Here is a 12,830-nt window from a genome sequence, read left to right on the forward strand (position 1 = left end):
CTACCAGGCCCCTGACCCAACCGCTACGCTCCACTACTATGCTATTCCGCAACCGACGCTTGGCCCGCCTAATTGCCTGCTTCCTGCTTCTCCAGACGCTGAGCAGCATTTTCGTACCTTCTGTTAGCCTGGCCGTTATGGGTCCCGGCCAGCCGGAATTCATCAGCTATGAGCCCGCCGGCGCATCGGATATGGTCAATATGACCACCGGGGACATGACCTACCAGATTCCGCTGCTGGACATTCCCGGCTCAGAGCAACAGTTTTCTCTCCCCCTTACTTACAAAGCAGGTATCCGGCTGGAGCAGGAAGCCTCTTGGGTAGGTTTGGGCTGGACACTCAACCCAGGGGCCATAGCCCGCAACCTTAACAATTACCCGGATGATGCCTCTAACTATGCTTATCGCACCACCTATTCCAAAAAGCTGGACCGAGGCTGGAAGGGCGGATTGCCCGGCGTTATAGACCTGGGCTGGAGTAGCGTAACCGGGCACTCAGGAACGGTGGACCTGATTGGACTGGCTAGTGTAAGCTGGGAAAACAGCAAGTTTAAATCGGCTGACTTGGTGGGCATCAAATACACCAAAGGAGCGGGAGTAGAAGTCGACCCAGTACGAATGGCCTTTGCGGCGCTTACCATAATCAGCGCTGGCACTGCTCCTTCTGGCTCGTTTGTGGGCAATTTAGCCCTAAAGCAAGCGCAAAGTATTGGTATCGGTAATGCTATCAATAATGGCATGAACTTATTTGGTAAAAAGATAAAACCGGCGGAGGATTTAACCGCCCGACAGTGAAAATAGATAACCGTTATTATTACAAAGATTACTGGCAGTTCTATAATGACAATAAATCTGAGATGATGTACGGCTCTCTGTATTTTCAGGACATGAGCCAAAATGTAAGCACCGCGACTGAACAGCAGCAGGAATCGTATACTGTCGGGCCCAATATTAAGCGGGGCTCTGTCACAGTAGCCAAGGCCATGCCCTTCTCCTATTACCGGGATTATGGCACCAACGGCACCGTTGAGCGCGAAGTGGGGGCTGACCTCTACCAGCCAACTACCAGCTATGATTACAGCTATTTCAGCGCTAGCCTGCGCCCCTTAAGCATTGCGCATGATGACTTTTCCGTCATGGGTGACAACATTTCGGGGCCTATTCGCCCGCAACGACTGGATGTCGGCTCGCTGGCCGTCCCCAGGGTGATGGCGGATAAGCATGATAAATACAGCCTTATTCCTTTTCTAGACTACAAAGTAGGGTTCCGCTACGAAAACAGCATCTCCAACAGCTATGACTACCATCAACCGACGGACGCCGCTGGTAACGGCTTATTAACTACCGGTATTGGCACAGAAGTACCCTCCAACAGCTTAGTGCTCACCGATCAAAAGCTCTTTGCTGACTACCCCGGCACGCGCACGGCTCCGGCGCGCAAAGGCATCATCAATGATGTCTTCAACCGGGTCTTAGCTCAGAGCAAGCACGTGCAGTGGTACTCGAATGATGAGATTATGAGTTTGTACACGGCCAACCCGGAAGGCGACGGCAGTAAGTTTCTGGAGTTTTATAAGCCGGCCGCACAGTCTATCAATACCCAGGTAATTACTGGCTATGGAGAATGGATTTGTCCGAATGGCAACCGGGATGAATGCTATAAGGAGCCGATCTATGGTACGCAAACAACAGCCCCCACCCCCAACCCCTGGCGTATTACGAAGCCTGGGAAAGGTATTGGCGCATTTGCTATTACGGCAGAAGATGGCACAACCTACCATTATTCCCTGCCAGTATATCACTTCGCCACGTACAGTGAATCCCGGGAGTTATCATCTCCCTCTACGGAAGGCGTTGGAGTAGCCACCACGCAATTAGGCGAAAAAGGAAGTACCCAGGGATATGCCACCACGTGGTTGCTGACCGCTATTACTTCGCCTGATTACGTCGACCGGGGCCAGATCGGCACGGTTGATAAAGACGATTGGGGCGGCTGGGTAAGGTTTGATTACGGCAAGTTTGCCTCCCAGTACAAATGGCGTCAGCCGTATGTCGGCAAGTCGTATCGGCCTGATGACATGAACACCGTCAGTTACTCGGAAGGCTACAAAGAAACCTACTATCTAAACTCCATTAGAACGCGCACTTACACGGCTTTATTTGTGAAGAGCGTGCGCAAAGATGGCCGGGGACATTTCACCCCAGGGGGCAGTACCACGCTGGGCATAACGGAAACCACTCCTTCTTCCTCTCTACGACTGGATGAAATTATTCTGCTTGATAATGATGATTGGAATAAGCTGAAAACGGTGAACGGGATTCGGCAGCCCAGCGACGGTAGCATCACCATCCCGGCTCTGACAAATGATACGCAAACTAATTCCCAAACCTACGACCCAGCTGAGTTGGTTAAACAAAATACCCAGGACACCTACAAAGAAGTACTCGATATCCATGATCTTGACGTTAGCAGCAGCATACGGGCATACGTCAATAAACGAGCGCTCAAACGGATCCAATTTAATTATAGCTACCGCCTGTGTCCGGGCACGCCCAGCTCTTTTCCCAGCCTGACGCAGCTACCTTCTATGGACCCAGCGCAAGCCAGCGTAGGCCGTACCGGTAAGCTTACCTTGGAAAGTTTATCTGTCTTTGGCCCCCAAAACGCCAAGCTTATTCCGGACATCAAATTCAAATACGACAACAACCCCGCCTACTCACCGGAGAAATACGACTATTTTGGCATGTATGCCAGCGGTGGCATGGCTACGGCCACCACTAACAATCATCAGGTAGCGGTCAATGGCACCCAGGCGGCAGCTGATGGCGCTGCTTGGTCGATGACGGAAGTCATCAACCCCTTGGGGGGTAGTACCAAATTCCAGTACGAGCGGGACCAATATAGCCAGATTTCTGAGTTTGGCACTCGGGCCATCAGCTTTTCGAATAACGATTGTGGCACCCTACTAACCGTACGAACAGCAGCCCCCAACGGCTTTACGAGCGGCAACGGGTTTACCGGAGATTTACGGGACTATTTTAAAGTGAATCAACCCATTGCTATCAATGGTGTTGCCACCTTTCAACCGAACTGTTATCTAGACGGGTTTATGACGAAGCAGCCGATATGCAAAGATCATTACAGCAATAGAGCAACCACTATTACGGCTGTTACAGCCACTACTATCACTATCGCTGATCCGCCCGATAATACGCTTTGCTCTGAATCTGACGGATTCGACTATTGCGAGCTTACTCCACTTGGCATGTCGGCTAGTGTGGAGGTGGCCGCTAACCGCTACGGCGGCGATATCCGCATTGCCGCCATCACGACAACGGATGAGAATGCCACGGCCTATCAAGTTCGGTACCGCTACACCCGGGATGACTTGCCTGGTAAAACAGCCACCGGGGTCCTGGCAAAAGAGCCACAGTTTGTAGCAGGCTACATTCCGCGCGCTTTCGAAAACCAGTATGATTATCCCAATACCCCAGTCCTGTACAGTAAGGTTACCGTTTTGCGAGGGCCCTTCAAAAATAACTCAGATAGCGACTATAACCAGCGGGAGGAATATTCCTTTCATACTCCGCAAAGCACCATGCTTTCTCAGAGCCCGGCATTTAACAGCAGTCAGAGTACCCAAATTCTAAATAACGGTCTGAAGGTTGAATCGCAGTACAACAAGGTAGTGGTAGATATGGGCAAGATTGGTCAGCCTATCTCCGTGAAGAAATCGAATAAACGGGGAGAGGTTGAACTAGCTACTACCTTCTCCTATTCCTCTGCCGTGCCCAACGCCGATGGTATCGGCAATCAAGGCACCTTCACAGAGGGCACCATGACGACGGAGATGCTGGAGCGAACCAATTACCGCATCAACCGCACCACCAAGCATTACTTGCCAACCATCATGGCCAGTTCCGTGAGTATAGCAAACGGAATCCGGTCGGAAAACACGAATGCGCAATACGATTTTCTGAGTGGCCAGGTGCTGGAAACCGTTTCGAAGGATGCCCTTGGCACCACGTTCCGCACCAAGACAGTGCCCGCCTATCTTATCACTCCCTTCCAGACGATGGGATTGAAAGCGCTGGATCCAACCAATAAAAATATGTTGGCCCAGGCAGGGGCTGAATATGTATATAAAGAAGTAGCCGGTCGCCAAACGTTAGTAGCCGCGCAGGTAACTACGTGGAAAAACGATTGGGCCACGTATCGGGAGTACGATGCAGCCACGGATGGGTATACCGATAAAGCTGATGCCGCGAACCCTATCTGGCGCCAGCATGAAAACTACCTCTGGCAAGGCAAACTCCTGAACGCGGACGGCACGTACGCAGCATTTCAAGACTTTAACTGGAATCAATTGTTGCCCGCCGGTCAAGCAGCTGGTTGGCTCCGCACTTCGCAGACCGTACGCTATGATCATTATTCCCACGCGTTGGAGCAGTTGGACCTAAATGGTTTTTATAGCAGCACTAAAAACGAGCGGCAACATACGCAGCCGTTGGCAAGCGTATCTAACGCCAAATACGGAGAATTTGCCTTTTCCAGCGCTGAGACAACAGAGCCGCTACCTAGTAACTCTATCCACTTTAGCGGGGAAGTACGGGATGGCCACACCCGCTACCGTGGCCTGACAGCAACCGGCGCGTACTTGGCCCACACAGGCGAATACAGCATAAAACTGGATCCTTCGAACCGAACGGGGTTCACCTACCGGGCTAAAGTCGGAGATGCCAACGATATCAGAGCGAATCGTAAATACAAAGTGAGTGTGTGGCTCAATAGTCAGAATGCCTCGGATGGCCGCCTCTATGCCACGCTCAACGGAGTAGCCGTGACGGAAGGAGAGGCCGCCATTGGCAGTGCAACTACGCGAAAAGCAGGTGACTGGTATCTACTGACGCTCATCTTCTCGCTTCCCACGAGCGCAAACTCCCAAACGCTGCAAGTGGGCTGTAAGAATGTGGGGGCTTCTACGATCTATTTTGACGACTTCCGTCTACAGCCTGCGCAGTCAGCGATGAGTGCGTCGGTGTATGATGAACATACCCGGCAGCTTACTTACCAATTGGATAATAACAACCTATTCACGCACTACAAGTACGACGCTGCCGGTAAGGTAGTGCAGACGCTGGCAGAAGTTTTTTATCGGCCGGGGGGCGAAGTTGGTGGTGAAAAGCTACTGGCGGAGCGCTCCTACAACTATGCCCGGATGCGAGAGCCTAATTGGCTGGAAACAGGCACTACGCGTTGCATGACGGCTAACGGCACCTACACCGGGGAAAAACAGAAAGAGGAAAAAGACATAAATCCTAGTAGTACCACCTATGCCCAAACCCGCTGGGTATCCTTGGGAAATACAGGCTGCCTTTGAGATATGCGCCATGTCCACACAGCCTAGCTCATACCTGCTTTTCCACAGTTTTCTCATCACTATTTCGTTAACTCATTCTGCCTGCTTAGCCATGCGACGTTCACAACATTTAGCTTTTATTCCAGGCAAATTCCTGCTCCTTGGTTTACTGGTGGCTACCCTTTGGGCCTGCGATAAAGAAGATGCATCTGGGGTTGTACAAGGCACCATTCTCCTGCTGGATGAGCAAGGCCATACGGCGGCGGATAACAGCGGCGCTGTGGTATCATTGCTCGGGCAAACAAGCGGACCAACGTCTACGACTGCCGCCGATGGCAGCTTTACCCTAACTGGTCTGAACAAAGGCAAGCATCGTCTGCAGATCAGCAAGGACGGCTATGGCACCTACCAAACCGAGCAACTGGCGGTGCAGGAAAACACCAGTCTAAACAAGCCGGTTCGCTTGGGGCAGATACCTACCTGGACAACCAGCTTATCTATCGACAAAGGCTATATCAATCTGCAATTGGGCGGCGCCCTCTTTGGCCGTACCCCGGCTCAGCCGGCTATTCGCCATGCCCGCGTGTATTTCCGCAAAGGGGATAATATGCCCACCCCTACTGAATATGATTATGCTATGCCCGTTAAGGAGGGAGGGCCTTTTCCAAACCTATGGCTGGATAGTATTCCGCATGCGAAACTGATTGAGCTGGGCTTTCCGGTAGGAAAATTCAGCCGGGCCCGGGTGATGGAGGAGAATCCGGCCGCCGACTCCTATATTGATGCGGTGACGGGCAAAGAGGTCTTCCCCGCTTCCCGGACGCAACTCACGACGATGAATAATACCACGCTTACTTATCCGTGAATGCGCCTGTCGGCTACGCCACACTCGCTTACCCCAACTGCCTGTGGGATAACTTAATTTTTGCTATCGATGGCACCTACCTCTGGGACTTTGTCGGCACTACTTATGACCCTAGTTTCCCGATTACTGTACATGGCGAGTGGCCGCTCTTGGAAAAGAGCACTTATCTGACAATGCAGCAGCTGGACTCTCTATACCCTGAGACTTGCCAGATGGTGGAAGCCTCTGGCGCCACGCTGGCTTTATTCAAGCAGGAATCGGGTAATCCGCAAGTCCAGACGGTTATCCGCTTCAAGGTCCTATAAGCGGCATCTGTTGAGCATCCGCGCCGGGCCGGAATCCTACTCAAGACGCGGGCTTATTTTTCGTCGTGCTATGCCTCTACCACTACACGTCACCCTGTTTCGTTTCCTGTTGTCGGCTGGCTGCGGCCTACTATTGCTGCTATTTTCCCATTCGGCCCGGGCCACGCACATCGTGGGCGGGGAGCTGGACTTGCAGCACCAGAGCGGCGACACCTACCGTCTGACGCTGAACCTGTACTTCGACGACATCAACGGCAACGCCAACGCCCTGGACCAGGACCTGACCGTGGGTTTGTTTGCCAAGCGCACGAACCAACTGCTGCAGGCCGTATCCCTACCGCTGACCAGCGACTCGTTTGTAGCCTACACCAACCCCGAGTGCGAGGCCTCCTCCCTGCGCACCCGCAAGCTGGTGTATACCCGCCTGGTGGAGCTGCCGGCCGCCACCTACGCCGACGCCCAAGGCTACTACGCGGCCGTGGAGCGCTGCTGCCGCAACGGCACTATCAACAACATCGAAAGCCCCGGCGACGCCGCCCAGGTCTTCTACCTGGAGTTTCCACCCGTGGTGCGCAACGGTCAGGTGCTGCTCAACTCCACGCCCCGCATCTTTCCGCCCCTGAGCGACTATGCCTGCAAGGACGAGCTGTTCTACTTTGATTTCGGGGGCGAAGACACCGACGGTGACTCGCTGGTCTACGAGCTGGCCACGCCCCTGAACGGCAGCACCGACAACACCAATACCAAGCCCGACGTGCCCACGGCGGCCCCCTACCTGCCCGTGCGCTGGCTGCCTGGCTACAGCACCACGACCCAGATCCTGGGCTCTCCGGCCCTGACCATCGACCGCCACACTGGCCGCCTGCAGGTACGCCCGTCCCAGCTCGGGCTGTTCGTATTCAGCATCAAGTGCCTGGAGTATCGCCAGGGTGTCAAGCTGGGCGAGGTGCGCCGCGACTTTCAGCTGAAAGTGCTTAACTGCCCGCCCAACCAGACGCCCTCGCTCACCGCCCGGCTGCCCGACCAGTCGCAGGCCTACCTACCCGGCCGCGACACGCTGCGGCTGGAGCCGGGCCCGAACCGCTGCCTGCCGCTGCGCTTCACCGACCCCGACGCGGCCTCCCGCCTCACACTGTCCCTGCACCCGGTCAACTTCCGGGGCCCACTGCCCGCCTTCACGCTCAAGCAGGGAACCGTGCGGGCCCCCGGCGCGCCTGATACGCTGGCCTCGGAGCTGTGCTTTGCCGAGTGCATCGACACGGGCGGCAAGGTCTTTCTGCTGGACGTGATTGTGGCCGACAACGGCTGCAGCCTACCCCGCCGCGACACGCTGCAGGTGGCCTTTATTTCCCGCGCCCCACCCAATGCCGTGCCTGAGCTGCGCACCACGGCCACCACGCCCCTGCGGGCCAAACCCGGCGAGCTGGTGAGCTTCGACGTATTTGCCCGCGACGCGGAGCAGGACGCGCTGACGCTGACGCTGCAGGGCCGGGACTTCGATGCCCAGGCTCTGGGCGCCGAGCTAACGACGACGACCGCCGGCCAGGAACTGCGCGGGCGCTTTCGCTGGCGCGTACCCTGCCCCCTGGGAGGCAAGCGGCGCTACGAGTTTTTGTTTATTGGCGCGGCCTCGCCCTGCGCCCGGGTGCAGGCCGATACGCTCGTGGTGGCCGTCGACATTGATGAGACGAATGCCCCGCCCCAGCTTACGACCACGGCCGAGGCTACCCGCCCGCTGGTTGTGCGCCCCGACCAGGTGCTGCGCTTTACTCTCACGGGCACCGATGCCGACCAGGATGCCGTGACCCTGGCGGTGAGCGGGCAGGGCTTCTCTCCCCAGGAGCTGGGCGCCCGCCTGAGCCAGGAGGCCGGGGTAGGGACCACCCGCGGGGAGTTTGTCTGGACGGTGCCCTGCCTGCCGGCGGCCACGGAGCCGTACGTGTTTACCTTCACGGCTTCCTCCCGGGCCTGCGACAGCACCCAACGCACCAGCCTGAGCATCCCGATTCGGATTGACCTGCACAACGAGGCCCCGCTGCTCACGGCCACCGTCAGCAGCACCACACCATTGCCCGTGCGCGTGGGCCAGGTCGTCTCCTTCGATGTGCTGGCCACCGACCCCGACAACCATCCGCTGGAGTTGCGCATGCGGGGCAACGGCTTCAGTGCCCCGGACGTGGGGGCGCAGTTCACCCTGGAGCCGGGGGTGATGCAGCTGGGCGGGCACTTTCGCTGGCAGGTGCCCTGCCCTGCGCCGGGGCAAACCCGCTACGCCTTCACCTTCACGGCCTCCGACCTGCCCTGCGGCATCTCGGGCGTAACCGAGCTGGTGGTGACGCTGCAGGTAGACGACCCGAACACGGCCCCGGTACTTTCCTCTTCCCTGTTCACCTCGGCTGCGCCCATTACTCTGCTGCCCGGCACTACCCTGGAAGCCCCGGTGACGGGCCGGGATGCGGAGGGCAACCCACTCACGCTCACGGCACGGGGAGTGGGCTTCGACCTGGCGGCGGCGGGCATGCAGTTCAGTGCCCGCGCCACGGGCGGCGAGGCTACGGGCACGTTCCGCTGGACGCCGGGCTGCGGGTTAACGCTGGGGCAGGAGTATGCCGTGGTGTTTGCCCTGCAGGAAGGCGCCTGCCGCCCGCAGCCGCGGGAGCAGACCGTACGCTTTGCCGTGGCCAACCCCGAGCTGACGGCCTTTGAGCCGCCGAACATCTTCACCCCCAACCACGACAACCGCAACGACTTCTTCGAGCTGCCCACCCTGCCACCGGACTACTGCGCCCAGCGCTTTGCCGGCATCCAGGTGTTCAACCGCTGGGGCAAGCAGGTGTACGAGTCAGGTAGCCGCAGCTTCCGCTGGGATGGAGGTGGCCTACCAGCCGGGGTGTACTTCTACCTGATCCGGTATACCAACCAGCGCCAGTACAAGGGCTACGTCACTATTGCGCACTAGGGTTGAATTTTCACCATCCGCGCCGTCTTTGAACCCAGGCCAACATTTTGATTGGCACATAGCTGCACCGAAGGGCACGAACGTCAAGCTATCAGGTACCGCATTTACCAACAACGGAACAACAGGGGGAGTTGGCCCGGTCTAAATCCTGTATGTGCATCTGGCCAGAAGCTGATCTATAGATCTATAAGCTTTCGGATAGTTCTTACTTTTGCAGCTTACTATTTATCTACTCCAATGCCTCCTGCGCTACCTCAGGAACGTTATTTTGCGCTGGACGGCTTACGGGCTGTTATGATGCTGCTGGGCGTAGTACTGCATAGTGCGCAGCCTTATGCTACGTGGACGTTCAGCATTTATACAGCCTTCCACGACACGGCCCATACGTTCGTGCTGAGTGGCCTGGCCTTCCTGCTTCACCTGTTTCGTATGCCGGCCTTTTTCGTGATGGCTGGCTTCTTCGGCAGCGTGATATGGCATGCACGCGGCACCCGGGCTTTGCTGCGTAACCGCGTAAAGCGGGTGTTGCTGCCCCTGGTCCTGAGTTGGGTAGTACTTTTTCCCTTGATTGTTTTGAGCGCTGCGTTTACGGTGCTTGGTGGCCCCAAGGGAGTTGCCCACATTGTGCAGCAGCTGCATTCGGGCGCTTTACTGGCGAAAAACAACCTCACCTTTTCCCAGCTACTGATGCAGATGGGGCTGGTGCACTTGTGGTTTCTGTATTTCCTGATGCTATTTTACGGGGCCATTACCCTCCTGCTGCGGGGCCTGCGCCAACTGCCGCAAAAAATCAAAAATCTGGCAGATAATTCTTTCAAGCAGATAATGCTCCAGCCGGCTGGTGTAGTACTGCTCGCGGCCATTACCGGGCTCACGATGGTGCCCATGCGCCCAGCCAACAAGGTTACAACGGGCATAGAAGGCACCCACGCCTTTCTGCCGCCGATAGCCATCCTGGTGGCCTATTTCGTGTTTTTTGTTTTTGGCTGGCTTTTGTTCCGGCATAAGCACCTGCTTACCCGGCTTCGGGACCGGGCATGGCTTTACACCAGTCTGGGACTAGGCGCGGCCGGCCTGTATGCATGGCTTATCCTGCATCCTCCCGTAGCAAAGCCGCATCTGTTGCAAGTGGCAGTAGCCGCGCCGGCCATCTGGCTGCTGTCGTTAGGCAGCATTGGGCTGGCCATGCGCTATTTCAGGAAGCCAACCGGTTTGTTTCAATACCTGTCGGAAGCATCTTACTGGGTGTATCTAGTACATGTGCCCCTCACGTTGCTGCTTCCCGGCCTGCTGATAGACCTGCCGCTGCCAGCCCTGCTGAAGTTTCTGCTGACCTGGGCCGGCGCTACCGGTATTTCTTTGCTGACCTACCAGTACTGGGTGCGCACCACCCCCTTAGGCGGCTGGCTTAATGGGCGGCGGCTGGCTCCCTACGCTTTTTGGAGCGGTTTCAGAAAATCCGAAAAACCAGCTGCCACGCCAATAGAGGCCGGCAGCCTTATTTAACACGCAAAAACGGGTTTTCCTGAATGGGAAAGCGTTGTAGAACCACACCAAAATGCTGACCCTCGGCGCGCTTCAATTTCATTCCAACACCATCCCGGGGATGCTGCACCAGCGGGCCCTGGATTTCCCGGATACCCCCTGCTACCTGTTTCCGGAAAAAGACCAAACCTGCACCTGGCGCTTCGTGTGGAAAGAAGTGCAAGCCGTGGCAGCCAGCCTCCGCCGGCTGGGCGTCCGCCGTCAGGACCGCATTGCTATTCTGATGGAAGGATGCCCCGAGCAGATCATCTGCATTTATGCCGCTATTGCGGCTGGCGGGGTGGCCGTGCCGCTTAGCACCTACCTAACCAAAGAAGAGCTTAAAGACTGCCTGCTGGAAGCCCGGCCGGCTGTTTTCATCATGGGGTCGGCCGAGCATCATCTGGCCTATTCCCAGCTCACGGACGTGGTGGCTGACCAAACCGGTGGGCAGGCCCTTTCGGAGGCTCGCTGGATTCCGCAGCAGGCCTTTGTTCAGGGCAGCCCGGTTCAGCCGGCATCGGGGTTCCAGCCCTACGAAGCGCTTAAAGCCCCCCTTGAGCCTGAAAAACCTGCCATGGATGTGGCCGCTTTAACGGCCTATGAGCCGGCTTTTCTGCTGTTCAGCAGCGGCACTACCGGCCGGCCCAAAGCTATTCTGCGGTCGGCCGCGGCTTTCACGAGCCGGAAGCCGGTTGATAAAAGCCAGAAGCCAAACGCTTTCCAGTCGTTTCTTTCCCGAAAAGGCAATGCCTACGTCAACCGATTCGTAGCGCTGAACCTTTTGCCCCTGTATCACCTGGCCGGCATTGGCATGATGCTTACGCCGCTGCAGGTGTGCAACGCGCGGCTGGCTATGCTGGCCCGGTTCAATCCAGTGCGGGGTCTGGATGCCATTGCCCAGACGAAAGCCCGTTTTCTGGTTGGTACGCCCCACATGGTTCAGGCCATACTGGCGCTGGAGCATGCCTCGCCTACCCGCCTGGAAAGTGTGTTGGGAGTACTTTTTGCCTCAGCAGCTCTGCAGCCGCATGTGCTTGAGCAGGCAATTCAAGGCTTTAAAAATTTATACTTCTTTTTTGTCAGCTATGGCTCCACAGAAACCGGCGTGGTGGCCAATGGAATCTGTTTTATACCCAACCGCCGCCATACCGCAGTTTCACTGCTGTTGCGCATTCTGCGCAGTATGAATTACTTAGATGGTGAAATTCCCCTGGAGTCCTTTACCAGCACCCCGGCCAGTATTGGTGGGCGAATTGCCCATCAGGTAGAAGTAGGCATCCGGGACATACATACGGACGAATGGCTGCCCGCGGGGCAGGAAGGCGAAATTCTAGTGCGCAGCTATCGGCTGGTGCCCGGTAGTACCCACGCGCCTATTGAGGCAGAAGGCTGGTTTAGAACCGGCGACCTAGGCTACGTGGATTCGCACAACTGCATCATGATTACTGACCGGCTGAAGCGCATTATTTCCAGGGGTGGTGAGAAGATTGCGCCGGCCGAAATTGAGCGCGTGATAAAACGACAGCCCGGTATTGAGGAGGTGCTGGTGCTGGGTCTGCCCGATGCCCTGTACGGTGAGGTGGTTGCTGCCGCTTTCACCGAAAAAATCGGGGCCAGCGTATCCGTTGCGGCGCTTCGGGAGGCCTTGCATACCTCGCTTTCCACCTTCAAGGTACCCCAGCATTTTCTGCGGCTGCCTGTTCTCCCGCTCAATGCAACCGGAAAAATCGACGTGGCCAAAGTGCGAAACGAGCTGCTGCAGATGATTGACCGGGAATACGTGTAGCTATTGGCTGGCCTTGTTCTGGTTGACGT

Annotated in this window: 7 protein-coding genes; all 7 read left to right on the top strand. The window is 56.5% G+C overall.

All coding sequences use genetic code 11. The features are described from left to right. Positions 1-38 precede the first annotated feature (38 nt). A complete protein-coding gene (locus LRS06_RS02475) occupies positions 39-794 on the top strand; it encodes a hypothetical protein (protein ID WP_257870024.1) in 756 nt (251 codons plus the stop codon). Continuing rightward, entirely contained in the window at positions 791-5,380 is a 4,590-nt protein-coding gene (locus LRS06_RS02480) for a hypothetical protein (RefSeq protein ID WP_257870025.1), read from the top strand. Before LRS06_RS02475 ends, LRS06_RS02480 begins: the two co-directional genes overlap by 4 nt. Continuing rightward, a complete protein-coding gene (locus LRS06_RS02485; RefSeq protein ID WP_257870026.1) occupies positions 5,334-6,224 on the top strand; it encodes a carboxypeptidase-like regulatory domain-containing protein in 891 nt (296 codons plus the stop codon). Before LRS06_RS02480 ends, LRS06_RS02485 begins: the two co-directional genes overlap by 47 nt. After that, on the top strand, positions 6,221-6,529 hold the full coding sequence (locus LRS06_RS02490) for a hypothetical protein (protein WP_257870027.1): 309 nt from the start codon (positions 6,221-6,223) through the stop codon (positions 6,527-6,529). The genes LRS06_RS02485 and LRS06_RS02490 overlap by 4 nt, the downstream gene beginning before the upstream one ends. 70 nt (positions 6,530-6,599) lie before the next feature. Beyond that, the gene (locus LRS06_RS02495) at positions 6,600-9,488 is read left to right on the top strand and encodes a gliding motility-associated C-terminal domain-containing protein (RefSeq protein ID WP_257870028.1); all 2,889 of its coding nucleotides are present in this window, start codon (positions 6,600-6,602) and stop codon (positions 9,486-9,488) included. 237 nt (positions 9,489-9,725) lie between these two features. Continuing rightward, positions 9,726-10,994 (top strand): acyltransferase family protein, encoded by a 1,269-nt coding sequence (locus LRS06_RS02500; protein ID WP_257870029.1) that lies wholly within the window; start codon positions 9,726-9,728, stop codon positions 10,992-10,994. Between the two features lie 52 nt (positions 10,995-11,046). Next, entirely contained in the window at positions 11,047-12,801 is a 1,755-nt protein-coding gene (locus tag LRS06_RS02505) for a class I adenylate-forming enzyme family protein (RefSeq protein WP_257870030.1), read from the top strand. Positions 12,802-12,830: the final 29 nt, after the last annotated feature.

Origin of the sequence: Hymenobacter sp. J193, from assembly GCF_024700075.1 — a bacterium.
In the GTDB taxonomy this organism is placed as follows: domain Bacteria; phylum Bacteroidota; class Bacteroidia; order Cytophagales; family Hymenobacteraceae; genus Hymenobacter.